22 protein-coding genes are annotated in these 23,801 nt (G+C 73.6%); 6 read left to right on the top strand and 16 right to left on the bottom strand.

The window, feature by feature from the left end; translation table 11 throughout:
* Positions 1-124: 124 nt before the first annotated feature.
* The 4 genes from BUE41_RS32835 to BUE41_RS06125 form a co-directional block, all read right to left on the bottom strand.
* The gene (locus BUE41_RS32835) at positions 125-493 is read right to left on the bottom strand and encodes a DUF1636 family protein (protein WP_407691651.1); all 369 of its coding nucleotides are present in this window, start codon (positions 491-493) and stop codon (positions 125-127) included.
* A 116-nt stretch (positions 494-609) separates the two neighbouring features.
* On the bottom strand, positions 610-1,830 hold the full coding sequence (locus BUE41_RS06135; RefSeq protein WP_073455856.1) for a metal-dependent hydrolase family protein: 1,221 nt from the start codon (positions 1,828-1,830) through the stop codon (positions 610-612).
* A gap of 62 nt (positions 1,831-1,892) precedes the next feature.
* A complete protein-coding gene (locus BUE41_RS06130; protein WP_073455855.1) occupies positions 1,893-2,657 on the bottom strand; it encodes an alpha/beta fold hydrolase in 765 nt (254 codons plus the stop codon).
* A gap of 20 nt (positions 2,658-2,677) precedes the next feature.
* A complete protein-coding gene (locus tag BUE41_RS06125) occupies positions 2,678-3,568 on the bottom strand; it encodes a fumarylacetoacetate hydrolase family protein (RefSeq protein ID WP_073455854.1) in 891 nt (296 codons plus the stop codon).
* A 134-nt stretch (positions 3,569-3,702) separates the two neighbouring features.
* Between BUE41_RS06125 and BUE41_RS06120 the strand changes: the two genes are divergently transcribed.
* Positions 3,703-4,365 carry a FadR/GntR family transcriptional regulator gene (locus BUE41_RS06120; protein ID WP_159444863.1) on the top strand — a complete coding sequence of 221 codons (663 nt, stop codon included), beginning with the start codon at positions 3,703-3,705 and terminating at the stop codon, positions 4,363-4,365.
* 9 nt (positions 4,366-4,374) lie between these two features.
* Here the strand turns inward: BUE41_RS06120 and BUE41_RS06115 are convergent, their stop codons facing one another.
* Both BUE41_RS06115 and BUE41_RS06110 read right to left on the bottom strand, forming a co-directional pair.
* Complete coding sequence (locus tag BUE41_RS06115; protein WP_073455852.1) at positions 4,375-5,241, bottom strand: phosphotransferase; 867 nt, start codon at positions 5,239-5,241, stop codon at positions 4,375-4,377.
* Positions 5,238-5,849: a DoxX family protein gene (locus tag BUE41_RS06110; protein ID WP_073455851.1), complete on the bottom strand. Its 612-nt coding sequence runs from the start codon at positions 5,847-5,849 to the stop codon at positions 5,238-5,240. Before BUE41_RS06110 ends, BUE41_RS06115 begins: the two co-directional genes overlap by 4 nt.
* Before the next feature lie 73 nt (positions 5,850-5,922).
* On the opposite strand from BUE41_RS06110, the gene BUE41_RS06105 reads away from it, so the two are divergent.
* Both BUE41_RS06105 and BUE41_RS06100 read left to right on the top strand, forming a co-directional pair.
* Complete coding sequence (locus BUE41_RS06105; protein WP_073455850.1) at positions 5,923-7,062, top strand: PQQ-dependent sugar dehydrogenase; 1,140 nt, start codon at positions 5,923-5,925, stop codon at positions 7,060-7,062.
* A gap of 57 nt (positions 7,063-7,119) precedes the next feature.
* Positions 7,120-7,392, top strand: coding sequence for a hypothetical protein (locus BUE41_RS06100; protein ID WP_073455849.1), 273 nt, complete (start codon positions 7,120-7,122; stop codon positions 7,390-7,392).
* A 16-nt stretch (positions 7,393-7,408) separates the two neighbouring features.
* On the opposite strand, the gene BUE41_RS06095 is transcribed toward BUE41_RS06100, so the two are convergent.
* Both BUE41_RS06095 and BUE41_RS06090 read right to left on the bottom strand, forming a co-directional pair.
* Positions 7,409-8,077, bottom strand: a complete 669-nt coding sequence (locus BUE41_RS06095; RefSeq protein ID WP_073455848.1) for a PP2C family protein-serine/threonine phosphatase — start codon at positions 8,075-8,077, stop codon at positions 7,409-7,411.
* 52 nt (positions 8,078-8,129) lie between these two features.
* The gene (locus tag BUE41_RS06090) at positions 8,130-9,011 is read right to left on the bottom strand and encodes a LysR family transcriptional regulator (RefSeq protein WP_073455847.1); all 882 of its coding nucleotides are present in this window, start codon (positions 9,009-9,011) and stop codon (positions 8,130-8,132) included.
* 119 nt (positions 9,012-9,130) lie between these two features.
* Here BUE41_RS06090 and BUE41_RS06085 point away from each other — a divergent pair, with 119 nt between their 5' ends.
* The gene (locus BUE41_RS06085; RefSeq protein WP_073455846.1) at positions 9,131-10,459 is read left to right on the top strand and encodes an MFS transporter; all 1,329 of its coding nucleotides are present in this window, start codon (positions 9,131-9,133) and stop codon (positions 10,457-10,459) included.
* Between the two features lie 30 nt (positions 10,460-10,489).
* On the opposite strand, the gene gatB is transcribed toward BUE41_RS06085, so the two are convergent.
* From gatB to gatC, 3 genes are all read right to left on the bottom strand, one after another.
* A complete protein-coding gene (gene gatB, locus BUE41_RS06080) occupies positions 10,490-11,995 on the bottom strand; it encodes an Asp-tRNA(Asn)/Glu-tRNA(Gln) amidotransferase subunit GatB (protein WP_200803773.1) in 1,506 nt (501 codons plus the stop codon).
* Positions 11,992-13,473 carry an Asp-tRNA(Asn)/Glu-tRNA(Gln) amidotransferase subunit GatA gene (gatA, locus tag BUE41_RS06075; RefSeq protein ID WP_073455844.1) on the bottom strand — a complete coding sequence of 494 codons (1,482 nt, stop codon included), beginning with the start codon at positions 13,471-13,473 and terminating at the stop codon, positions 11,992-11,994. The genes gatB and gatA overlap by 4 nt, the downstream gene beginning before the upstream one ends.
* Positions 13,474-13,600: 127 nt before the next feature.
* A complete protein-coding gene (gene gatC / locus BUE41_RS06070) occupies positions 13,601-13,924 on the bottom strand; it encodes an Asp-tRNA(Asn)/Glu-tRNA(Gln) amidotransferase subunit GatC (protein ID WP_073455843.1) in 324 nt (107 codons plus the stop codon).
* 281 nt (positions 13,925-14,205) lie between these two features.
* Here gatC and BUE41_RS06065 point away from each other — a divergent pair, with 281 nt between their 5' ends.
* Positions 14,206-14,859, top strand: coding sequence for an ACT domain-containing protein (locus BUE41_RS06065; protein ID WP_073455842.1), 654 nt, complete (start codon positions 14,206-14,208; stop codon positions 14,857-14,859).
* Positions 14,856-16,052 carry a PucR family transcriptional regulator gene (locus BUE41_RS06060; RefSeq protein ID WP_073455841.1) on the top strand — a complete coding sequence of 399 codons (1,197 nt, stop codon included), beginning with the start codon at positions 14,856-14,858 and terminating at the stop codon, positions 16,050-16,052. Before BUE41_RS06065 ends, BUE41_RS06060 begins: the two co-directional genes overlap by 4 nt.
* Positions 16,053-16,442: 390 nt before the next feature.
* On the opposite strand, the gene BUE41_RS06055 is transcribed toward BUE41_RS06060, so the two are convergent.
* The 5 genes from BUE41_RS06055 to BUE41_RS06035 all read right to left on the bottom strand — a co-directional run bounded on the left by BUE41_RS06055 (position 16,443) and on the right by BUE41_RS06035 (position 23,354).
* On the bottom strand, positions 16,443-17,585 hold the full coding sequence (locus BUE41_RS06055; protein WP_084754486.1) for a fatty acid desaturase family protein: 1,143 nt from the start codon (positions 17,583-17,585) through the stop codon (positions 16,443-16,445).
* Between the two features lie 9 nt (positions 17,586-17,594).
* Positions 17,595-18,668 carry a ferredoxin reductase gene (locus BUE41_RS06050; protein ID WP_073455840.1) on the bottom strand — a complete coding sequence of 358 codons (1,074 nt, stop codon included), beginning with the start codon at positions 18,666-18,668 and terminating at the stop codon, positions 17,595-17,597.
* A gap of 102 nt (positions 18,669-18,770) precedes the next feature.
* Entirely contained in the window at positions 18,771-19,511 is a 741-nt protein-coding gene (locus tag BUE41_RS06045; protein WP_073455839.1) for a 3-keto-5-aminohexanoate cleavage protein, read from the bottom strand.
* A 93-nt stretch (positions 19,512-19,604) separates the two neighbouring features.
* Complete coding sequence (ligA, locus tag BUE41_RS06040; protein ID WP_084754483.1) at positions 19,605-21,935, bottom strand: NAD-dependent DNA ligase LigA; 2,331 nt, start codon at positions 21,933-21,935, stop codon at positions 19,605-19,607.
* Positions 21,936-22,046: 111 nt separating this feature from the next.
* Positions 22,047-23,354, bottom strand: coding sequence for a uroporphyrinogen decarboxylase/cobalamine-independent methonine synthase family protein (locus BUE41_RS06035; RefSeq protein WP_073455837.1), 1,308 nt, complete (start codon positions 23,352-23,354; stop codon positions 22,047-22,049).
* Positions 23,355-23,801: the final 447 nt, after the last annotated feature.

Genomic DNA, 23,801 nt, shown 5'->3' with positions numbered 1-23,801 from the left:
TGCCCGGTCCCGAGGCTCAGCGGCCCACCGGCCGGCCCCTGCAGGAGAGCGGCTTTCCTGCCGAGATCACCTCGCCCACCCCGGGACGGAGTCCCTCGGCGGGGCACCGAGGCGAAGCCCCGGGTCACACCCCCGACGAGTCACACCCCCGACGGCCCCAGCGAGAAGCCCCGGCAGGAGCCCGCTTCACCGTCACCGAGCTGACGTGCCCCCGAAGCTCCTCGGGCACCTCCCAGGTCTCCGGTAGCCCGTCCGAGGACGACTCATGGGCCCGAGCCGCAGCGATCAACGCCGCCCCGTGGCCGGCGTCCAGCCCGGTGAACCGCACCCGAGCCTTCCCGGGCCCGTCGACAGCGGCAACTCCGTCCCGGGGACAGCCCCCGAGGCACTGCACGAACCGCACATCCACACCGGACGCCTGCAGCTCGACTCCGATGGCCCGGGAGAAGGACCCCGACCGCGGAGCGTCGTAACGAGGGCAGGTCCGACACACGAGCAACGCCACAGAAGACTCCGGAGGAGGACCGGCCGCGGGGTCGAGCAGCCCCGCGGCCGATACCGCGAACCCGATACCGCGAACCCGATACCGAGGATCCGGTACCGAGGACCTCAGTCCTGAGGCTCCTTGTGGAACCGCCCGTCCTTCATGATCCCGTGCAGCCGATCCCGGTCCTGCAGGATCGTGATGTCGGCCAGCGGATCCCCGTCGACGAGCAGCAGGTCCGCCAGGTACCCCGGCTGCACCTTCCCCAGCTCGTTCGGCCGCATCATGATCTCCCCACCCCACGCCGTGGCGGCGATGATCGCCTCCATCGGGGTGAAGCCGAGCCGCTCGACGAAGTGCTGCAGATCCCGTGCGTACGTGCCGTGCGGCGTCCACGCGAAGCCGTAGTCGCCACCGGGGAGGATCTTGATGCCGCGGCGGTGCATCTCCCGCAGCCCCTCGGTGGCGATCTCCAGCTCCTCCTTGTACCCGGCGGCCTCGGCGGCCTCCTGCGGGTACCCGAAGGCCTCGGCCTCGTAGAGGGTGGCGATCAGCCAGTTGATGCCCGGGGCGACGAACACCCGGTCCTTGTTGGCCTCGAGCATGTCCATGCCCTCTTCGTCGGTGAAGGAGGCGTGGTAGATGATGTCGACCTTGTTGCGGACGCACATCTTCACGCTCTCCGCCGAGCGGGCGTGGGCGGTCACGCGGATGCCGCGCCGGTGGGCTTCGGCGACGGCGGCGGCCACCTCCTCCTCGGAGAAGTAGGTGTCCTGGGCGTGCTTGGTGCCGGTGATCTCCTCGCCGGTCATGGAGAGCTTGATCTGGTCCACACCGATGTCGACCAGCTCCCGCACGGCCTTGCGCATGCCCTCGGGGCCGTCGGCGAACTTGGTGATGGACTTGACCAGCGCGCCGCCGGTGACGGCGATCTCCGGGCCGTTGGCCAGGTAGCGCGGGCCGGGGATGCGGCCGGCGTTGATCGCGTCCCGGCAGACGACGTCGAGGCGTTCCTTGGCGCTCGCCGCGCCGACGCACATCGTGTAGCCGCAGTCGATGTACGTGCGGGCGGACTCGATGGCGAACAGCAGGTGCTCCTCGACGGGCATGGTGCCCAGGCCGTCGAGGTCGGCGGAGTTGTTCCACGAGAAGTGGGTGTGCGCGTCGCACAGCCCGGACATGAGGGTGCGGCCGCGCCCCTCGATGACGCGGGCGCCGGCGGCCCGGGCGGGATCGACGGTGCCGACGGCGGCGATGCGGTCGTCCTCGACGAGGACGTCGCCCGGGTACGGGTCGGCGCCGGTGGAGTCGAGGATGTTGACGTTGCGGAACAGGATCGCGCTCATGGCGGGTGTCTCCTCGTCTCTGAGGGAACTCGGGTGGGACTCGGCCCTGGACTCGGGAGCGTTCAGACGAACTTGCGCAGCAGATCGGTGACGGGGCCCGCGGCCTCGAGCGCCGTCCAGTGCCCGACACCGGGCAGGATCTCGACGGTCGCGCCGCCGTGGGCGGCGGCGAGATCGCGCGAGACCTGCTCCGGGCCGACCTTGTCGTCGGTGCCGGTGATCAGCAGCAGCGGCACCGCGGAGTCGATCGGGCCCGGGTCGGTGGCGGCGGCGAGCGCCTCGCAGTTGCGGGCGTAGCCCTCCGGGTCCTGGCGCATCAGCAGCTCCCGGACGAACGCGGCCACCTCCGGCCGGTCGCGCCGGGTCGTCTCGGACAGCGCGTTGGCGACCACACCGGGCGCCACGGCCACCATGCCCTGGGCGCGCACGGTGGCGGCGCGGTCGCGCTGGGCCTGCCGGCCGGCCTCGGCCGGTTCGGCGACGGCGCCGAGCAGCGCCATCGCGGTGACCCTTCCGGGGTGGCGGGCAGCGAGGGTGCGCACGACGAGCGTGCCCATCGAGTGCCCGACGACCGCCGCCGACGGGATCTGCAGCGCGTCGAGCAGCGCGGCGAGATCGTCGGCGTGCGAGGCGATGCTGATCTCGCCCGCGGGCACGGGCGAGCGGCCGGCCCCTGCGAGGTCGACCCGGACCACCTTGTGGTCGGCGGCGAGCGCGTCGGCCTGCACCTGGTAGAAGTTGCTCGTTCCGCCCAGGCCGTGCACGAGCAGCACCGCCGGGCCGTCGCCGTCGATCTCGACGGCCAGTTCCTTGCCGTTGACCTGCACGTCGGTCCTTTCGTTCGGGATCAGGCGATGCGGTTGCGCTGGGCGCCGAGGCCGGTGATCGAGACCTCGACGACGTCTCCGCTCTTGAGGAAGCGGGGCGGATCGAAGCCGATACCGACACCGGCCGGCGTGCCGGTGGCGATGACGTCGCCGGGCAGCAGCGTGATGCCCGCGGACAGCGTCGCGATCAGCTCGGGGATGTCGAAGATCAGGTCCTTGACCGGGGCCGACTGCCGCAGCTCGCCGTTGACGCGCGACTCCACGACCAGCGCGGCCACGTCCGGCACCTCGTCGGCGCTGACCGCGTACGGGCCGAGCGGGCAGTGGGTGTCGAGCGACTTGCCGATCGTCCACTGCTTGTGGCGGCGCTGCAGGTCGCGGGCGGTGATGTCGTCGACGATCGTGTAGCCCCAGACGTGGTCGTAGGCGTCCTCGCGGGAGATGCCGCGCCCGCCGCGGCCGATGATCACGCCCAGCTCGGCCTCGTAGTCCAGCTCGCTGGTGACACCGGGGTGGGACTCGACGTCGTCGAACGGGCCGTTGAGCGACGTCGTCGCCTTCGTGAAGACGATCGGGTGCTCGGGCAGCTCCTCTGAACGGTCCGGCTGGTCGTAGCCGGAGCGGCCGAACTCGATCGCGTGCTCGCGGTAGTTCTTGCCCACGCAGAACATGTCACGGCGCAGGGTGAACGGCGCGCGCAGATCGACCTGGTCGAGCGGGTACGTGGTGGTGGCCGCCTCGGCGGCGGCCGCGACCTGGGCGGCCAGCTCCGCCCAGCCCTCGATCACGTCGAGCACCGTGGTGCCGGCGGGGAGCGCGGCGGACAGGTCGGCCACCGCGTCGGCGCCCGACCGCTCCACCACCGCACCGATCCGCGGTGCGTCGCCGGTCGAGAAGGTCACGAGTCTCATCGCGTTGAACCAATCTGAACCATTGATACCAATCAAGCCCACTCGGGACCGTACTCCGTCACCGTGCGCCTGTCCAAGGTGGGATGTATCCCAATGAATTGGTTTCGATTGGTTCGATGGGATACCGTGCGGGCGTGCGGACCGTGGAACAGCAGCTGCGCGCCCTGCTCGACGAGGGCGCGGCGGACGGCACCCTCGGACCGGGCGCGAAGCTGCCCACCGAGCGGGCGCTGGCCGAGATGCTGTCCGCTCCGCGCAGCACGATCCGGCGCGCGCTCGACGCGCTGGAGTCCGAGGGGCTGATCGAGCGGCACGTCGGCCGGGGCACGTTCCGCACCGACGTCGGGCACCGACCGGCAGGCGACGCACCGCCGGACACCAGCCCGGCGGAGATCATGCAGGTCCGGCTGGTCATCGAACCACCGGTCGCGGCGCTCGCCGCGCGCATCGCCACGAGCGCCGATCTCGCCCGCATCCGCACCGAGCTGGACGCCGGCGGGGCCGCGGAGGACTTCGAATCGTTCGAGGCCGCCGACGCCCGCCTGCACCGCGCCATCGCGCTCGCCGCGCACAACGGGCTGCTGATGACGATGTTCGACGTGATGAACACGGCCCGGGCACTACCGGTGTGGGGCAGCCTGAAACGGCGCACGTCGACACCGCAGCGGCGGGCCTGCTACCACGCCGAGCACACCACCATCGTCGAGGCGCTGCACGACCGCGATCCCGAGGGGGCGCAGGAGGCGATGCGCGCGCACCTGCAGAACGTGGCCGACAACCTGCTCGGCCGGCACTGAACCGGGCAGTCAGCCCAGCACGCTGCGCAGCCGGGCGTGCGCGCGGCTCGCCTCGTCGATCATCTCGGCCACCCGGGTGGCACCGAGGTGATCGGCGGCGAAGCCGAGGTACTGGACGTGGACGTGCAGCCACGCCCACGGCTGCGCTATCGCGGTCCGACGGTCGGCACCACCGGTGATCTGCGCGAACGCCTCCTCGTACGGCTCGGTGGGGCACGGGGCCTGTGCCGACGGGACCGCGAGGTCGACGTCGGCCGGGGCGACCCGGGCGTTGCCCCAGTCGATCAGCACCGGCCCGTCGGCATCGACCAGGACGTTGCCCCGGTGCACGTCGGAGTGGACGAGGGTGCGCGGCAGCAGCGCGAGCGCCGCCTCGATCACCGGATCGGTGCGCCAGCCCGCCAGCGCCCGTGCCGCGGCGCGGTACTCCGGTTCACCGGTCCGCTCGGCGCCGCCGCGCACGGCGACCAGCGTGCGGTCCACCAGGCTGCGCCAGAACGGCGCATCGACGACGGGCAGCCCGCGCGGGCGCTTGCCCCACCACTGCGCGTGCACCCGGGCGAGCACCTCCCAGATCTCGGCGGGCACCGGTTCGGCCGGGTCGAGCGGGGTGCCGTCGACGTGGTCCAGCACGAGCCAGTCCGGCCCGATCGCGAGCGCCTGGCCGCGCCGGATCCCGCGGACCACGGCCAGCGCGCGCATCGCCGCGACCTCGGTCGGGTCGGTGCGCTTGAGCACGATCGTGCGTGGCCGGCCGCCGACGTCCAGCTCGATCCGCTCCACGCTCCGCGCGACGTACCCGCCGGCGAGCGGGGCGCGTCGGAGCACCCGCACCGGCGCGCCCAGCCGGCGCGCGAGCACGGAGTCCCAGCTCACCCAGCGACGGAACCGCGCATCAGCACGTACACCAGCACGCCGACGGCGACGCCGATGATCAGCGCCAGCACGCCCCACGGGGCGGGCCGCCGGTGCCAGGTGCGCCCGTTGTCCAGCGCGATGTGGCCGGGCCCGGTGAGCACGAGCGCGGCGGCCGCGGCACCGAGCACGACGTCGCCCTCGACGGCGACGGGCGCCATCTGCGGCAGCAGGGCCGCCCCGGCACCAACCGCCAACGCCACCGCGTTGATCTTGATGGCGAGGATCGCGGCGGCGGCGAGCGGCGTGATCAGCCCGAGGACGACGAACGCGCCGGCGACCACCTCCGCGATGCCGGTGGCCCACGCCAGCGCGACCGGCTGCTGGTAGCCGGCCGCCGTCACGGAGCGGGTGAACTCGCCGATCCCCGGGTAACCCCACATCCCGAAGACCTTCTGCATGCCGTGCGCGAACACGATCCCGCCGACGACGAACCGCAGGATCAGCAGCCCGACGTCGGTCGCCGGGTTCCAGGCCAGCGCGCGGCGAGTGGGGCGCGTCGTCGCGGTGGAGTCCGAGGCGCCGAACCCCTGGCTGAAGTCGGGGATCGTGCTCGTGGAGTCCGTCATGCGGGGAGGGTAGCCGGATCGTCCCTCACCCGCCGCTTACCTCGCCGGTTCTACCCTCGCACGGGTGGGACGGATGCGACGCGCGGTCGCCGCAGTGGCGCTCACGCTCCTGGTCGCCGGGTGCGCGACGTTCCCCGACAACGGACCACGGGAGTGGCGCGAGAAGATCGAGAACCGGGGTGAGCTGGGCGGGCCGCCCACGATCCCCGATCCCCAGGCGCCACCGACCGACCCGGATGCGCCGGGCTCCCCCGGCCGGGGCGGGCAGTCCACGCCGCAGGTGCGCTGCCCCGACCCGGATCCGCAGGTGGTGGCCACGTGCCTCGAACCGGTCGGCGCGGTCGCCCCGCTGCCCGAGCCGGACACCGCGATCGTCGGCGAACGCACCACCGGCCGCATCCTGAAGGTGCGCAAGGGCCGCGACCCGCAGCTGATCACCACGGTCGAGGTCGACCCGACCGGCGGCGGCGGGTTGACCGGCCTCGTCCTCTCCCCCGGCTACGACGAGGACCAGCTGCTCTACGCCTACATCACCACCCGCACCGACAACCGCGTCGTGCGCATCGCCCCGGGCGAACCGCCCAAGCCGGTGCTCGCCGGGATCCCGCGCGGGGCCACGCACAACGCGGGGGCGCTCGTCGTCGACGTCGACGGGTCGCTGCTCGTCGCCACCGGCGACGCGGGCGGGGCGGGCGCAGACCCGCGCTCGACCGCCGGCAAGGTGCTGCGCATCGACACGCTCGGCAAGCCCGGCCAGGGCAACCCGGAGCCCGGCTCACCCGTCCTGTCGTCGGGTGTGACCGATCCGGGCGGGATCTGCGTCGATCCGCAGAGCCAGATCGTGTGGGTGACCGACCACGCCGCCGGCCGGGACGTGCTGCACCGGGTCCAGCCGGGCGAGCTGCCGGCCCCGGCCTGGACGTGGCCGAACCGGCCCGGCGTGGCCGGCTGCATGGCCGCACCCGGGGTGCTCGCGATCGCGCAGACGCAGGACGCGTCCCTGTTCGTGCTGCGCCCCGGCCCGACCGGTGGGTTCACCGGTGATCCCGAGACGCTGCTGGCCGGCACGTACGGCAGGCTCTCCGCGGCCGCGCCGAGCCGGGACGGCCTGCTGTGGCTCGGCACGGTCAACAAGGCGGGCGGCGAGCCCGGCCCCACCGACGACCGGGTCATCCACATCCAGCCGCCTGCGGGAGGTGCCAGCAAGGCCTGACGCGGTCATCACGCTTCGCCCCGAGGGAGCAAGCAAGATCGGAAAGGGACGGTCGGCATGCGGGAGCGCCGCCTGCTGGACCTCGTGCAGCTCGTCGTCCTGGTGCTCACCGGCGCGAGCCTGCTGATGAACGCGCGGATCCCGGCGGTCGTGCTCATCGTGATCGCGATGGGCCTCACGGCCGCCCGGATGCGGCCGCGCAGCACGCCGGAGGCGCACGTCCCGGCGAACCCGCCCACCTCGCTGCCCGCGGACCCGGCCACCCAGCTGCGGAACCTGCGCGACAGCGGGCAGACGGTCATCGCCGTGCGCGACCTGCGCGAGCTCTGACCGTCGGGTCAGCGGCTCAGCCGGCCAGCACCGCCGCGGTCACGTTGTCCTGCGCGCCCGCAGCCAGCGCCGCCTCGACCAGCCGCTCCGCGGCTCGCTGCGGATCCGGGGAACCGGTGATCGCGTCGGCGATCTCCCCCGGTTCGAGTGTGCGGTGCACCCCGTCCGTGAGCAGCACGAGGGTGCCGGGCGGGCACGACGCCGTCCCCACCTCGTCGGGGCGGACGGTGCGCAGGCTCGTCGTCACCACGTTGTCCCACTGCGGCGCAACCCGCACGCCCTGGGCGCGCAACTGGGCCGCCACCGTGTGCTCGTGCGTCACCGGGCGCACCACGCGCCCGTCGTGCAGGAGCGCCACGGCGTCGCCGACCCAGGCCACGTCCCAGCCGCCGTCCGCGCGGCCCGCGGCGACGACGAGGACGGCGTCGCCTGCCTCCGTCGACTGCCGCACCGCAGCCGCCGCGGCGAGCACGGCCGCCAGCGGGCCCCGGCCGGCCGCAGCCACGTGCACCGCCACGTCCACCGCGCCGCGCGCGGCCAGCGCCGCCTGCTCGGTGTCGCCCACGCCGTCCGCGACCGCGGCGACGCGGCCCTGCACCGCCACCGCGTCCGCGGCCACCGCACGGACCCCCCGTCGCGTCGCCGAACCGGACGTCACCCGCGACGGGTGGTCAAGGATCGTCATGAACCCAGCATGCCTGCCGGACCTGAGCGCAGGCTGAGCGTTCGCCGACGGCTCAGGCCTGCGACAGGGCGTACAGCAGGGTGCGCACCGGCTCGGTCGCACCGCGCGAGGACCGCCAGACCAGGCGCAGCTGCAACGGCGGCGGAGCCATGTCCAGCGCGGCCAGCCGACCCGACGCCAGGTCGTCCCGGACGGCGAAGCCGGGCAGCACCGCGACGCCGCGCCCGGCCGCGACCCAGTCGCGCACCTGGGCGAGCCCGCCGACCGCGGTCAGCTGCGTGCCCGGACCGAGCCACCGCCGGGTGGCCAGCCAGAACGCGCACCGTGACTCCTGCCCGAGCAGGGTGGCGTCCCGGCGGAGATCGGCCGGGCGGACCGGGTGGCCGAGCAGGGGATGCCCCGGTCCGGCGACCGCGACCATCGGGACGGCGCGCAGATCGGCGTGGGTCAGGTCCGAGTCGGGCACCGGGTAACCGAGATCGCCCAGCGCAGGCCCGGTGTCCAGCAGCAGCACGGCGTCCAGCTCGCCGCGGAGCAGTCCGTCCAGCAGCCGGCTCCGGTCGGAGTCGGGCTTGACGGTCACGGTCAGCCCGGGCCAGCGGCGCTCGAGGACGGCCAGCACATCGGGCAGCACCGCGTCGCAGATCGCGACCTGGGCGCCGACCGTCACTGCTGTCAGCGGCTCCCGCAGCCGGGCGGCCGCCGCGTCGAGCACGTCGAGCCCCTCGGCGGCGGCGAGGAGGTACGCCCGTCCCGCCGGTGTCGGGTGCATCCCGTCCCGATCCCGCCGGAAGAGGGCCGCGCCGAGGGCCGACTCCAGCCGGCGGACCCGGTCCGACACCGAGGACGGAGCCAGCCCCAGTTCAGCGGCGGTCCGGTTGACGGTGCCGTACCGCATCAGCGCGATCGCCGTCCGCAGGTGCTCGACGCGCACGCCGACCAGCCTAGGCCGGCGTTCGGTTTCTCCGAACACCCGATTCGGCCGAGCCGGTCGAACCGTCGTGAGCTCCCGGTGAACCTGGCGGAGTCCGTCCCGCTCGGAGAGGAGGATCGGTGCCCGGCTCACCGGTCGTCGCCGCCACGCCCCGCACCCGGCTCGTCCTGGCCGGTTGCTCGCTGGCCTACTTCATGGTGCTGCTCGACGTCACCGTGCTCGCGGTGGCCGAACCGGACCTGATCGCGTCGCTGCACACCGACGTGATCGGGGTGGGCTGGGCCACCACCGCGTACACGACGGCGCTGGCCTCCGCGGTCCTGCTGGGCGGCGGGCTCACCGACCGGTTCGGCCCCCGCCGGGTGCTCGTGCTCGGCACGGTCGGGTTCGGCCTGGCCTCCCTGGCCTGTGCCCTGGCGCCCGGGATCGGGCCGCTGCTGGTGGGCCGCACCGGGCTGGGCCTGTTCGCGGCCACGATGATCCCGAGCTCGCTGGCCCTGGTGACGATCGGCCACCCGCAGCCCGCGCAGCGAGCCCGCGCGATCGGGGTGTGGGCGTCGGTGAGCGGCGCGGCCATGGCGGCTGGGCCGGTGGTCGGCGGCTGGCTGGTCGGGCTGGGCGGCTGGCGGTCGGTCTTCCTGATCAACGCCCCGCTCGCCGTCGTGGTGCTCTGGCTGTGCCGGGGCCCGGCGACGACGGCGACCCGAAGGCCGCTCACCCTGGCACCGCACCTGGGGCTCGCGCTGACGCTGGGCCTGATGACGCTGACGATCACGCAGGCCGGACAGCAGCAGTGGACGGCGCTGCTGCCGGGCGCGGCAGCGGTGGCCGCCGGCGTGGCGACCGCCTGGCTGGACCAGCGGGCCCGCGTGCGCCTGCTCCCGGCGTCCCTGTGGGCCAGCCGGCCGATCCGGGCCGCGGCCCTGTGGGCGACCGTGATCAACTACGCGTTGACCACCGTGCTGTTCTCCGTGCCGCTGCTCCTGGCCGCGGAGGCGGTGGTCGTCGGGCTCACGCTGCTGCCGATGACCCTCCTCATCGCCGTCAACCCGGTGCTCACCGGGCGCATGGCAGCGCGGTTCGGAGCGTTGCTGCCGATCCGGCTCGGCTTCGCCGCCGCGGCCCTCGGGCTCACCGCGATCGCCGCCGCGCTCGCCGGCGAGCCGCGGACACCGCTCCTCGCCGCCGGCCTCGTCGCCTGCGGGCTGGGCGTCTCCTGGACGCTGCCCGCCCTGACCGGGTACGCGGCCGGCCACGCACCGCCCGACGGCGCCGGTGCCGTCGGCGGGCTGGTCAACGCGGTCCGGCACGTGGGCGCAACGGTGGCCGCCGCGGTCGCCGGCGTGCTGATCGACGCCGGCCTACCGGTCGCCCCGCTCGCCGGTGCGGCGCTGCTGTGCACAGCTGGGCTCGTCGGGAGCCTGGTCCACCGGGCGGACCCGGGCTGAACCGCCTCGGGCACCACCGGGGACACCTGCTCAGCTGCAGCGTTCGAGGATCAGCTCCCGCACCCGCTTGGCGTCGGCCTTGCCTCCGGTGGCCTTCATGACCGCGCCGACGATCGCCCCGGCCGCCTGGACCTTGCCGCCGCGGATCTTCTCCACGACGTCGGGCTGCGCGGCCAGCGCGGCCTCGACGGCGGCCACCAGCTCGCCCTCGTCGGACACGACGGCGAGGCCGCGCTTGGCGACGACCTCGTCCACGTCGCCCTCACCGGCGAGCACGCCGTTGACCGCCTCCCGGGCCAGCTTGTTGGTCAGCTCGCCGGACTTGACCAGCTCGATCACGCGCGCCACCTGGGCGGGTGTGATCGGCAGCTCGTCGAGCGGGATCTCGCGGGCGTTCGCCTGCTGGGTCAGGTACGCCACCCACCAGGCGCGAGCGTCGTCGGCGGGTGCTCCGGCCGCGACCGTGGCCTCGATGAGGTCGAGCGCGCCGGCGTTGACCAGGTCTCGCAGCTCCTCGTCGGAGAGCTGCCACTCCTTCTGCAGCCGGGCCCGCCGCGCCCACGGCAACTCCGGCAGAGTGGCCCGCAGCTCCTCGATCCACTCCTCCGACGGCGCGATCGGCACCAGGTCGGGCTCGGGGAAGTAGCGGTAGTCCTCGGAGGTCTCCTTGCGCCGGCCGGGCCGGGTGCTCGCGGTGTCCTCCAGGAAGTGCCGGGTCTCCTGCACGACCTCGCCACCGGCGAGCAGCACGCCCGCCTGCCGGCACATCTCGTGCCGCACCGCGCGTTCCACTGAGCGCAGCGAGTTGACGTTCTTCGTCTCAGTGCGGGTGCCCAGCTCACCCGAACCGCGCGGCGCCAGCGACAGGTTCACGTCGCAGCGCAGCGAGCCCTGGTCCATGCGCACGTCGGACACGCCGAGCGCCTTGATCAGGTCACGGAGCGCGGTGACGTACGCGCGAGCGATCTCCGGGGCCCGCTCCCGCGTGCCGAGGATCGGCTTCGTGACGATCTCGATCAGCGGCACGCCGGCGCGGTTGTAGTCCAGCAGCGAGTACTCGGCACCGTGGATGCGCCCGTCCGCGCCGCCGATGTGCACGGACTTGCCGGTGTCCTCCTCCATGTGCGCCCGCTCGATGCCGACGCGGAAGGTCTCCCCGTCGTCCAGCACGACGTCGAGGTAGCCGTCGAACGCGATCGGCTCGTCGTACTGCGACGTCTGGAAGTTCTTCGGCATGTCCGGGTAGAAGTAGTTCTTCCGGGCGAACCGGCACCACGGCGCGATCGAGCAGTTCAGCGCCAGCCCGATGCGGATCGCGGCCTCGACCGCCGCCTTGTTCACCACCGGGAGGGAACCCGGAAGCCCCAGGCAGGTCGGGCACACCTGGGTGTTCGGCTCGGCCCCGAACGTCGTCGGGCAGCCGCAGAACATCTTGGTCTTCGTCGAGAGCTCGACGTGCACCTCGAGCCCGAGCGCCGGGTCGAACTTCTCCACGACCTCGTCGAAGTCGACCAGGTCGTACACGGGAGCGCTCACGCGGTCACCTCCGGCGTCGGTGCGGGCCCGCGCGCGGCCTCGTACGCCGCCGCGACCCGGTACATCACGGCCTCGCCCATCGCGGGCGCCATCACCTGCAGGCCGGTCGGCAGTCCGTCCGCAAGCCCGCACGGCACGGACAGCGCCGCGGTGCCCGCCAGGTTCGTCGGGATCGTGGCCAGGTCGTTCAGGTACATCGACAGCGGGTCGTCGAGCTTGTCGCCGAGCGGGAACGCCGTGGTCGGCGCGGTCGGCGAGACCAGCACGTCGGCCTGCTCGAACGCGGCGGCGAAGTCGCGCGCGATCAGCGTGCGCACCTTCTGCGCCTGCCCGTAGTAGGCGTCGTAGTAGCCGGCCGACAGCGCGTACGTGCCGAGCATGATGCGCCGCTTCACCTCGGGGCCGAACCCGGACTCGCGGGTGGCCGCCATCACCTCCTCGGCGCTGGAGCCCTGGTCGACCCGCAGGCCGTAGCGCATGGCGTCGAACCGCGCCAGGTTCGACGACACCTCACTCGGCAGGATCAGGTAGTAGGCGGCGATGCCGGTGGGGAAGGTCGGGCAGCTCACCTCGACGACGTCGGCGCCGAGCTTCTCCAGCTGCTGCACCGCCGCGTCGAACGCGGCCTGCACGCCGGCCTGGTAGCCCTCGCCGGTCAGCTCACGCACCACGCCGACCCGCACACCGGACAGATCGCCCGAGGCGCCCTGGCGGACCGCGTCGACGACCGCGGGCACCGGCTGGTCGATCGAAGTGGAGTCGAGCGGATCGTGCCCCCCGATGACCTCGTGCAGCAGCGCCGCGTCGAGCACGGTGCGCGCGCACGGGCCGCCCTGGTCGAGCGACGACGCGCAGGCGATGAGGCCGTACCGGGAGACGCCGCCGTAGGTGGGCTTCACGCCGACGGTCCCGGTGAACGCGGCGGGCTGGCGGATCGAGCCGCCGGTGTCGGTGCCGATCGCCAGCGGCGCCTCGAACGCGGCCAGCGCCGCCGCCGAGCCACCACCGGACCCGCCGGGCACCCGGTCGAGGTCCCACGGGTTGCGCGTCGGTCCGTAGGCCGAGTACTCGGTGGACGAGCCCATCGCGAACTCGTCCATGTTCGTCTTGCCCAGGATCGTGATCCCGGCCGCGCGCAGCTTCTTGGTGACCGTGGCGTCGTACGGCGGCCGCCACCCCTCCAGGATCTTCGACCCGGCGGTGGTCGGCATGTCGATCGTGGTGAAGACGTCCTTGAGCGCCAGCGGCACTCCGGCCAGCGGCGACGCCGGCTCGGAACCGGCCGCGAGCGCCTCGTCGACCAGCGCGGCGGACTTCAGCGCCTCGTCGGCGGCGACGTGCAGGAACGCGTGGATCGTGCCGTCGACCTCGGCGATGCGGTCCAGGTGCGCCTGCGCGACCTCGACCGCCGAGACCTGCTTGCTGTGGATCAGCTCGGCCAGCTCGGCCGCGGTCTTGCGGATCAGTTCCGACGTCACTGCGACACGGCCTCCGCTTCGCTCCGACGGGTTCGCGGCCGGTCAGGGCGACGACCTGCTCCCCCGGTGCTCAGTCGCTCGTTCCTCACTCCCCGCGCGCCTCCTCGGCAGGTCGTCACCGGGCCGCTCACTGCTCCTCCCCCAGGATGCGCGGCACCCGGAAGCGTCCGTCCTGGCTCGCCGGGGCGCCCGCGAGCGCCTGCTCCTGGGTCAGCCCCGGGCGCAGCTCGTCGGGCCGGAACACGTTCTGCAGCGGCACCGCGTGCGAGGTGGGCGGCACGTCGGCCGCGGCGATCTCGCCGACCTTGGCGACCCACTCGATGATCGAGTCGAGCTGGCGGGCGAACAGGTCGAGCTCGTCCTCGGTGACGGCGAGCCGGGCCAGCCGGGCCAGGTGCGCGACCTCGTCGCGCCCCAGCGTCGGGCCCGTGGCTCCGGGATCGGCGGACATGTCCCTCCAGGGGATTGCACAGCATTCGGGGAATCGGCGGAGGCTGCAGCGCCCGATCCGCCGTGGTCCCGGCGAGTCTAGTCCTGGCCCGTTGCGGCCCGTCGGCACCGTCGCAGCCACCGCCGCCCCGACACCCGATGAGCGCTGCGCGCGTCGGATGTACCCGGGTGGACGGCGCCTGAGACAATCATCCGTCGGCGTGTCCGCGGACGCCCGGTTGCAGCGGCGCGGCCCGGTCCCGGGACGCGCCTTACGAAGGCAGCGGCGGAAGGACGAGCGGCGTGTCGTTCCTGCTCCGGGTCGTGCTCCCGGACCAGCCCGGCAGCCTGGGTGCGGTGGCGACCGCGCTCGGCGGCGCCGGAGCCGACATCCTCGGCGTGGACGTGGTGGAGCGCATCGGCGGCGTGGCCGTCGACGACCTCGCGGTGGAGCTGCCGCCGGGGCGCCCCCCGGACGTGCTCATCACCGCGGCCGAGTCGGTACCGGGCGTGCAGGTGGAGTCGGTGCGCCCGCACTCCGGCCACCTCGACACCCACCGCGAGCTGGAGCTGATCGAGGCGATCACCGCCGACCCGGGCAACGGGCTGAAGCTGCTGGCCGACGGGGTGCCGCGCATCTTCCGGGCCGGGTGGGCGCTGGTCGTCGTGCGGGAGGACGGGCGGTCGTACCGGCTCGCGGAGAGCACGGCCGCGCCCGAGACGCGCGCCGGTGACCTGCCGTGGCTGCCGCTGAAGAAGGCCATCGTGATCGACCCGGACGAGTACTGGGTGCCCGATCCGTGGAAGGACCTGGACACCGAGCTCGCCGCCGCCCCGATGGGCACGGCCCCGCAGGCCCTGGTCGTCGGGCGGGTCGGTGGTCCGGCGTTCCGGCCGTCGGAGGTGGCCCGGCTCGCCCACCTCGCGGGGATCGTCACGACGATACTGACGGCGTGAGCACGACGTCTCCGGACGGACTCGACCGGCCGTGGGCGCGTGTGCCGGCCTGGGTGGCCGAGCGGCTGCGACCCGAGCTGGAGGGCGCCTCCGAGGAGATCATCGCCGCGGTGCGCGCCGAGGTGCCCGACTTCGCCCGGCCGATGACCGGGCGGTTCGGCATGCGCATCACCGAGGGCGTGACGGTGGCGCTCAACCAGTTCCTCGACCTGCTCGGCCGCGACCAGCCGCTCGACGACGTGCGCATCTACCGCTCGCTCGGCCAGCTCGAGCACGGGGAGGGCCGCACGCTGGCCGCGCTGCAGGCCACCTACCAGGTCTCCAGCCGCACCCTGTGGCGGCGGCTGGCCGCGAGCGAGACCGCTTCCGCCCTGCCGCCGGAGGTCATCTTCCGGCTGGCCGAGGCGCTGTTCACCTACATCGAGCAGGTCTCCGCGGCGTCGGCCGAGGGATGGCTCGCCGAGGAGGCCAGCCGCGTCGGATCGGTGCAGGCGCGCCGGAACGCGCTCGTCGAGGTGCTGGCCCGGCGCCCGCCCGCGCCGTTCGCGGAGATCGAGGCGGCCGCCGTCCAGGCGGGCTGGCACCTGCCGCCCCGGGTCGTCGCGCTCGCCCTGGAGGAGGCGGTCGCGGTCGCCGGACGCCTGCCGGGAGCCGTCGGAGCCGATCTCGGGCCGTGCGGGATCGTCGTCGTCGCCGCACCGGACGAGGCCGGCATGGAGCGGATCACCGTCGGGCTGCGCGGGCGGTCCGCGGTGCTCGGCCCGGCCGTCGAACCAGCCGAGGCGCACCGGTCGATCGCCCGGGCCAGCGCGGTGTGGGCGCTGCACCGGGCGGGCGTCGTCGAACCCGACGCCCAGATCGTGCACGCCGAGGAGCACCTGCTCGATCTCCTCGTCCACTCCGAGCCCGAGGTGGCCGACGACCTGCGCGAACGTGCGCTCGGCAAGCTGCGGGAGCTGCCGGCGGGCGCAGCGGCGCGGGCCGAGGAGACGTTGCGGGCCTGGCTCGACGCGCACGGTGACGTCACGGCCACGGCGGGATTGCTGCACGTGCACCCGCAGACGGTGCGCTACCGCCTCGCCGGGCTGCGCGACCTCCTCGGCGAGGTCATGGACGACCCGGTGCGCCGCCTCGAGCTGGCGCTGGCCCTGCGCTTCCCCGGCTCCCCCGCCCCGGCGGCGCCGGAACCCTGACGGCGGATCGTGGTTCTCCCGGCAGCGAGTTGCGGTCTCCCCGACGCGAGTCGCGCCGACGCGCACGGCGAGTTCGCCGGACCAGGACCGCGAGTTCCCCCGACCGGCAGGGCGAGTACCCCCGACCGGCAGGGCGAGCACCCCCGAGAGGGGATGACGAGCTCCCCGCCCCTTCTCGGCTCGGCCACCCGGCCGGGCGACCTGACGCACCGCACGGGCGAACTCACCGTCCTCAACGGGGCGACTCACCGTCCCCGTACGGGGAACTCGCCGGCCTCGTCGGGGCAACTCACCCACCGGTACGGGACGACTCGCGAGCCTGTTCCGGGCAACTCGCCGTACCGCAAGGGACGACTCGCCGGCCCGGGGACCGCGGCTCGGGCTCCCCGGTCACTTCCCCCCGGGGAGGGCGAGGCGGGCGATCTTCTTCAGCACCTTGAAGTACTGCTTCGGCAGCGGGCCGGTGTTGTACCGCAGGCCGTACCGGGCGCAGATCTCGCGGACCTTCGGCGCGATCTGGCGGTAGCGGTTGCTCGGCATGTCCGGGAAGCAGTGGTGCTCGATCTGGTGGGAGAGGTTCCCGGTCATGATGTGGAAGATCGGGCCACCGGAGAGGTTGGCCGACCCGAGCATCTGGCGGACGTACCACTCGCCGCGGGTCTCGCCCTCCAGGCGGCTCTCCTCGAACGTCTCGGTCGGCTCGGGGAAGTGCCCGCAGAAGATGACGGCGTGCGACCACACGTTGCGCACGAGGTTCGCGACGAGGTTGGCGGCGGCCGTCGCGAGGAACCCGCGCGGGCCGGACAGCGCCGGGTAGAGCACGAAGTCCTTGGCGATCTGGCGCAGCGCCTTGCGGCGGAACGCCGCCATCTGCGCCTTGGCCTCCTCCTCGGGCATCTCACCGGCAGCGCGCCGGTCGAACTCGAGGTCGTAGAGGGCGATGCCCCACTCGAAGATCAGCGAGAGGCCGAGGTTGGTGAGCGGCTGGATCAGCGCGATCGGCTTCCACTCCTGCTCGGGGGTGACCCGCAGGACGGTGTAGCCGAGGTCGCGGTCCTTGCCCCGGATGTTGGTGAAGGTGTGGTGCTCGTAGTTGTGGGTGCGCTTCCAGGCCGCGGCCGGGGTGGCGTGGTCCCACTCCCACGTCGTCGAGTGGATCTTCGGGTCCCGCATCCAGTCCCACTGGCCGTGCAGGACGTTGTGCCCGATCTCCATGTTGTCGAGGATCTTCGCGACGGACAGCGCCGCGGTGCCCAGCAGCCACGCCGGGGGGAACCGCGCGAAGAGCAGGACGGCGCGGCCGCCGAACTCCAGCGCGCGCTGCGTCGCGATGACCCGCCGGATGTACTTGGCGTCCTTCTCCCCGAGGGAGTTCATCACCTCGGTGCGCAGCGCGTCGAGCTCCTTGCCGATCTGCTCGATCTGCTCGGGCGTCAGGTGCTCGGACGAGCTGGACGGCGCGGTGGTCGTGTGGGTGCCGGGGCCCACCAGTGCGATGGGAGCCAGCGTGGTCGCGGCCTTCGGCAGTGTCATGGTCTTCCTTCAGAGTTCGATCTCGACGTCCCCGACGGCGCCGTTGACGCAGGTGCGGACGTACTGGTCAGGGGTGTCGTGCAGGTCGCCGGTGCGCAGGTCGCGCACGGCGCCGGAGCGCAGGACGCCGACGCAGGTGTGGCAGATGCCCATGCGGCAGCCGCTCGGCAGCAGCGCGCCGGCGGCCTCGCCGGCGGCCATCAGGCCCTGCCCGGGCGCGGCCTCGGCGGTGATGCCGCTGACGGTGAACCGCACTCGGCCGCCGGGCACGCCCTCGGCGGAGACGGGGGGCGGGACGAACCGCTCGATGCGCAGGCTCTCCGGGTCCCCGGAGCGCTCCCACAGCTCGGTGAGCGTGTCCAGCAGCCCGGCCGGGCCGCACGCGTAGGTCAGGCGGGCCGCCCAGTCGGGCACGGCGTCGGTGAGCGCCTCGGCGGAGAGCCGCCCGGCCCTCGCGGACAGCCACGGCACCAGCCGCATACCGGTCGCGGCCGAGATCCGGCGCAGCTCCGCGCCGAAGATCAGGTCCCGCTCGGTGCGGTCGGCGTGGACGAGCACCGCGCCGTCGAGCAGCTCGGGACGGCGCGCGGCCAGGTCCTGGACGATGCCCATGATGGGCGTGATGCCGCTGCCGGCGCCGACCATCAGCAGCTGCTCCGGCGGCGGATCGGGGAGCACGAACTCGCCCGACGGCGGCCCGATCCGCACCAGGGTGCCGACAGGGGTGGCGTGCGCGAGCCGCCCGGACACCAGCCCACCGGGCACCGCGGTCACGGTGACGGCCAGGTGCGGGTCGTCCGGGCGGGACGTGATGGAGTACGTCCGCCAGTGCCACACGCCGTCGATCTGCAGCCCGATCCCGACGAACTGCCCAGGGACGTGCCGGGGGCGCCTGCGGCCGGGACGCAGCACCAGCGTCGTGGTGTCCGGTGTCTCCCGCCGCAGCTCGACGATCCGGGCGTGGGGTTCGGAGCGCGACCACAGCGGGTTGATCGTGCCCAGCACATCGTCCGGGAGGATCGGCTGGGTCAGAAGTCCGGCGACGTCACGAACGCGGCGGCTGATGGCAGCCAAGGCACCCATGGGCTTCACGGTATTGCGCGCATCCCACAAAGTGCCACGGCGTGGAACACGCTATCACCGGAAAATCTGTTGCAATTCCCAAAGTCGACCAGGCCAGGGCGGTCAGCGCCGCTCCGCGCTCAGCTCCTTCTTGATCCGCAGCGCCTCACGGACGAGGTCGTCGTTGCCGGTCGCGAGCCACCCCGTCGGCCGCACCAGCACGTCCTCGAACCCGATCCGGGTGTCGAGGTTGTGCCGCATGGCGTACTCGAGGACCGGCCAGCAGCCGTCCTCCTCGCCGTGCAGCAGGATCGGCACGTCGATCGGCCCGAGCGCGCGCATGATCCGCACGGCCTCCGCCGTCGCGGTCTCGGGATCGGACACCGTGGACTCGGCGAGCACCCGAGTCGTCCCCGGCGGCACCCCGTTGTTGCGGAGCGTCACCGCGTCGCCCATCGTCCACACGCCCAGCTCGACCCCGATGCCGACGGACGTGGCGGCCTTGCAGACCTCGAGCCAGCCGCTCTCGTGCACGTTCACCGAACACACGTCCGGCTTGCCGATGCCGAGGTGGCCCCAGGCCCGCACGGCCTGGACGCGGCGCGCCGGATCGGGCTCGATCCAGCGGCCGGTGGTGACGCCGATCTCCATCCCGGGCACCTCGGCCCGGATCGCGGCGACCACGTCGCCGACGTACATCGGATCGAGCGTCTCCTGCAGGTTGGGATCGCGCGGATGCACGTGCACCGACGTGATGCCCAGGCGGGCCACGTCGCGGGCGTCGCGCGCGAGGTGCCGGGCCAGCACCGGCAGCGCCGGATGGGCGTCGGCGGGACGCGACCCGTTCAGAACTGCTTGAAGCACCGAGCCACCCCCATGACGACCGAGGATAGTCGGCACCTGAGCTGCGCCGTCTTCGGCACAGGTCCGACCTGCCAAGATCATACCCGCGGGTACTCAGCCGCCCACGGAAGCGACCTCCCGCGCAGCCTCCGGGCCCTTCTCCAGCAGCACCCGGAAACCCTCCTCGTCGAGGATGGGGATGCCCAGCTCCAGGGCCTTGTCGTACTTCGATCCGGGCGAGTCGCCGGCCACGACGAACGCCGTCTTCTTCGACACCGAGCTCGCTGCCCGGCCACCGCGCGCGGTGATCGCCTCCTTCGCCTCGTCGCGCGAGAACCCCTCCATCGAGCCCGTGACGACGATCGAGAGCCCCTCCAGCGTGCGCGGCACCGACTCGTCGACCTCATCGACCATGCGCACCCCGGCCGCGCGCCACTTCGCGACGACCTCACGGTGCCAGGCGACGGAGAACCAGTCACGCACCGCAGCCGCGATCGTCGGCCCGACGCCCTCCACGGCGGCCAGCGGGGCGAGCGCCTCCTGCAGCGCCTTCGCCTTCGCCCGGGCCGCGGCCTTCGCCGCCTTCTCCGCAGCGGCCCGCGCCTCAGCGTCGTCCCCGGTGGCTCCGGCGGCCGCCTCCCCCGCCGCCTGCGCGGCGTCGGCGACGGTCTCCTCGAGCGCCTCCTCGAGCGCCTCGTCCTCCTCGTCGTCCCCGGCGGACCCGTCGGAGGTGATGGCGAGCCCGGCCGCCTCGGTGGCCACCCGCACCCGCTCGGCCACCTCCTCGATGGCGTCCATCGAGCGGAACTCGCGGGCCAGCGCCTGCGCCGCGGTTGGCCCGACGTGCCGGATCGACAGTGCGACGAGCACCCGCCACAGCGGCCGGTCCTTCGCCGCCTGCAGGTTCTGCAGCAGCCGCTGCCCGTTGGCCGACAGGGTGCCGTCCTTCTTGCGGAACAGGTCGACCTGCAGCAGCTGCTCCTCGGTGAGCGCGAAGACGTCGCCCTCATCGCGGATCACCCCGGACTGCAGCAGCGCGGTGGCCGCCTCGTACCCCATGCCCTCGATGTCGAGGGCGCCCCGACCGGCTACGTGGAACAGCCGCTCGCGCAGCTGGGCGGGGCAGGAGCGGTGGTTGGGGCAGCGCAGGTCGACGTCGCCCGCCTTCTGCTGCACCAGCTTGGTGCCGCACTCCGGGCAGTGGGTGGGCATGACGAACTCCCGGGCGTCCGGCGGGCGCACCTCGATCACCGGACCGAGCACCTCGGGGATCACGTCGCCCGCCTTGCGGATGACCACCCGGTCGCCGATCAGCACGCCCTTGCGCTTGACCTCGCTGGCGTTGTGCAGCGTGGCCATGGAGACCGTGGACCCGGAGACGACCACCGGCTCCATCACCGCGAACGGGGTGACCCGCCCGGTGCGCCCGACGTTGACCTGGATGTCGAGCAGCGTGGTGGTGGCCTCCTCCGGTGGGTACTTGTAGGCGATCGCCCACCGCGGCGCCCGGGACGTGGCCCCCAGCCGCCGCTGCAGCGCCACCTCGTCGACCTTCACCACGACCCCGTCGATCTCGTGCTCGATGTCGTGGCGGTGCTCGCCCCAGTACTCGATGTGCCGCAGCACCTCGTCGATGCCGGTGAGCACGACGCTGCGCTCCGAGACGGGCAGCCCCCAGGCGCGCAGCGCGTCGTAGCCCTGCGACTGCCGCTCCAGCGCGAAGCCCTCGCGCTTGCCGAAGCCGTGGCAGATCAGCCGCAGGTTGCGCTGGGCGGTGATGCGCGGGTCCTTCTGCCGCAGCGAGCCGGCCGCGGTGTTGCGCGGGTTGGCGTAGACCGGTTTGCCGGCCGCGGCCATCTGCGCGTTGAGCGCCTCGAAGTCCTCCAGCCGGAAGTAGACCTCGCCGCGCACCTCCACCAGCTTCGGCACCGGGTACTCCGGGGTGCCGGTGAGCCGCTCCGGCACCTCCTTGAGCGTGCGCATGTTGAGCGTGATGTCCTCGCCGGTGCGGCCGTCGCCCCGGGTGAGCGCGCGGGTGAGCCGGCCGTCCTCGTACAGCAGGTTGACGGCGAGACCGTCGATCTTCAGCTCGCACAGGTAGTGCAGCTCGCCCGGGTGGATCCCGCCGAGGTCGCGCGCCACCCGCTCCGCCCAGGCCCGCAGTTCGTCGGGCGAGAACGCGTTGTCGAGGCTGAGCATCCGCTCGAGGTGGTCGTGCGCGGCGAACTCGGTGGAGAACCTGAAACCGACATTCTGCGTGGGCGAATCCGGCGTGACCAGGGACGGGTAGGTCTCCTCCAGCTCCAGCAGCTCTCGCCACAGCGCGTCGAACTCGCCGTCGCTGATGATCGGCGCGTCGAGCACGTGGTAGCGGAAGAGGTGATCGGAAACCTCGGCCGAGAGCGCGGTGTAGCGCTCCCGGATCTCCGGCGTCGGTTCGCTCACGAGGGCAGGGTATCCACCCCCACCGACGGTGTCCGGCGGCGTCAGCCCTCGTCCTCGGCCCCTCGTCCTCGCCCCCTCGTCCTCGGCCCCGCGTCGGTCACCGCCCGCCGGTCACTTCTCGCCGTCCACCTCGTCGGCATCGCCCTCCGGCGGGTCGACGAACCCCTCGCCGATCTCTCGGCACAGCTGCAGCGCCTGCTTCGCCCACGCCGGATCCGCCCCGGCCAGCCCGCACGACGGGGTGGGCACGGCGAGCTCGGCCAGCCGCTCACGCGCGAACCCGAGCCGGTCCGCCAGCTCGAACGCCCGCTCCGCCAGCTTGCGGGACGTGACCGGCTTGCGCGGGTCGACGTTCGGCACGATCCCGAGCAGGAGCGGCACGCCCGCGTCCCACACCTCGCCGACGGCGTCCAGCGCGGCGACCGTCGCGGTCGGCCCGCTCAGCGAGGGCAGGGTCGCGTCGATGCCCAGCGCGGTGGCGCCGGTGTCGCGCAGCAGCGTGAGCGGCGCGTCCTCGGCGCAGCAGTGCACGACGACGGGTGAGCCGATCCCGGTCAGCACCCCGACGACCTCGCGCAGCAGATCGGCCACCTCCGGCTCGGGGACGGCGTCGACCGTGCCCAGCTTCGACGGTGTCGGGAGCGTGCCGGCGAGCACCGCGGGCAGCGCGGGTTCGTCGAGCTGCACGACGACGGCCGCCTCCCGGCGCGCGGCCACCTCAGCGACGTGCTGGCGCAGGCCTTCGGTGAGGCTCTGCGCGAACTCGCGGACCGCGCCGCGGTCGGTGATGACCCGGTGCCCGGTGCGCAGTTCGACCGCCGCGGCGAGCGTCCACGGCCCGGCCACCGCGATCTTGACGAACTCCGGGCGGACCGGGTCGCAGGCCTCGTCGAAGGCGTCCATGTCACCGCGCAGGACGTCGATCGCGCGGCGGCGGTCCTTCCCGGGCCGCGACGCCACCGTCCACCGGCCAGCCTTCAGCTCCAGCGGGAGATCGACGAGCAGCGCCCCCGTGCGACCGATCATGTCCGAGCCGGCGCCCCGCGCGGGCAGCTCCGGCAGGGCGGGCATACCGGGCAACTCGCCGGCCACGATCGCGGCCGCCTCCCGCGGATCGGTGCCCGGCATCGAGCCGACCGCGGTCGCGGTGCCGGCGGGCCAGCGCGGCACTTCGACCGCGCCGTCGTCCTCCGGGGCCCGTTCCGCCACGACCGCGGGCCCGCGCTTCTGCACGTCGGCGAGGGCCTTCTCGACCTCCTCGTCGGGGTCCGGCTCGGGCTCCGGCTCGGTGTCGGGCAGCTTCAGGCCGGCCGCCGCGAACGCGCGCGCGAGCGGGTCGTCCTCCTCGGCGCCCGGCACCTCCGTCGGGAGCCCGGCCTCGGCGAGCGCCTTGGCGATGAGGTCGTCCGGATCGGGCATGTCAGCGTGTCTACCAGCGTCGCCCGCGGTCCCGCAGAGCAGGTCGGGCATCGTGGGTGGCGCACGGCGAAACCGGTGCGGGGAGCAGCTCGCTCCGCCGAACGGCCCCGGTGCGCTGCGCGCCGTTCCGTGGCGGAGCCGGCCGTGCCGTTGCGTCCGGTGTTCGCAGTTGTCGGTACGACCCGCGACGAACGGCCCCCGCCCGCGGCTTCCCCGGTGGCCGATCACCCCAGGAGGAGCTGGCATGTCCCAGCCGTCCCGCGGCGGTCGCGTCCTCCTGCTGGCCCCCGTCGTGGCCGTGGCGCTCGTGCACCAGCTCGTCGCCCGCCCCGCGCGCCGTCCCGGTCCCCGCCTCCCCGACCCCACCGCAGCGACCTGCGCCTGCGACGCGCTGCGCGCCATCGACCTCACCCCGGCCCGACTCCGGGGGCGCGGAACCGACCCCGC

It is taken from the genome of Pseudonocardia thermophila (assembly GCF_900142365.1).
Lineage (GTDB): Bacteria > Actinomycetota > Actinomycetes > Mycobacteriales > Pseudonocardiaceae > Pseudonocardia > Pseudonocardia thermophila.
This window is presented reverse-complemented; position numbering and strand designations above follow the sequence as displayed.

Bases quoted from the DNA above. Each gene is read 5' to 3' on its own strand.
- BUE41_RS06135 (WP_073455856.1), bottom strand. From the start codon at position 1,830: ATGAGCGCGATCCTGTTCCGCAACGTCAACATCCTCGACTCCACCGGC.
- gatC (WP_073455843.1), bottom strand. From the start codon at position 13,924: ATGTCCGCCGATCCCGGAGCCACGGGCCCGACGCTGGGGCGCGACGAG.
- BUE41_RS06095 (WP_073455848.1), bottom strand. From the start codon at position 8,077: ATGACGATCCTTGACCACCCGTCGCGGGTGACGTCCGGTTCGGCGACG.
- BUE41_RS06055 (WP_084754486.1), bottom strand. From the start codon at position 17,585: ATGACACTGCCGAAGGCCGCGACCACGCTGGCTCCCATCGCACTGGTG.
- BUE41_RS06035 (WP_073455837.1), bottom strand. From the start codon at position 23,354: ATGCCCGATCCGGACGACCTCATCGCCAAGGCGCTCGCCGAGGCCGGG.
- BUE41_RS06050 (WP_073455840.1), bottom strand. From the start codon at position 18,668: ATGGGTGCCTTGGCTGCCATCAGCCGCCGCGTTCGTGACGTCGCCGGA.
- BUE41_RS06125 (WP_073455854.1), bottom strand. From the start codon at position 3,568: ATGAGACTCGTGACCTTCTCGACCGGCGACGCACCGCGGATCGGTGCG.
- BUE41_RS06100 (WP_073455849.1), top strand. From the start codon at position 7,120: ATGCGGGAGCGCCGCCTGCTGGACCTCGTGCAGCTCGTCGTCCTGGTG.
- BUE41_RS06110 (WP_073455851.1), bottom strand. From the start codon at position 5,849: ATGACGGACTCCACGAGCACGATCCCCGACTTCAGCCAGGGGTTCGGC.
- BUE41_RS06105 (WP_073455850.1), top strand. From the start codon at position 5,923: ATGCGACGCGCGGTCGCCGCAGTGGCGCTCACGCTCCTGGTCGCCGGG.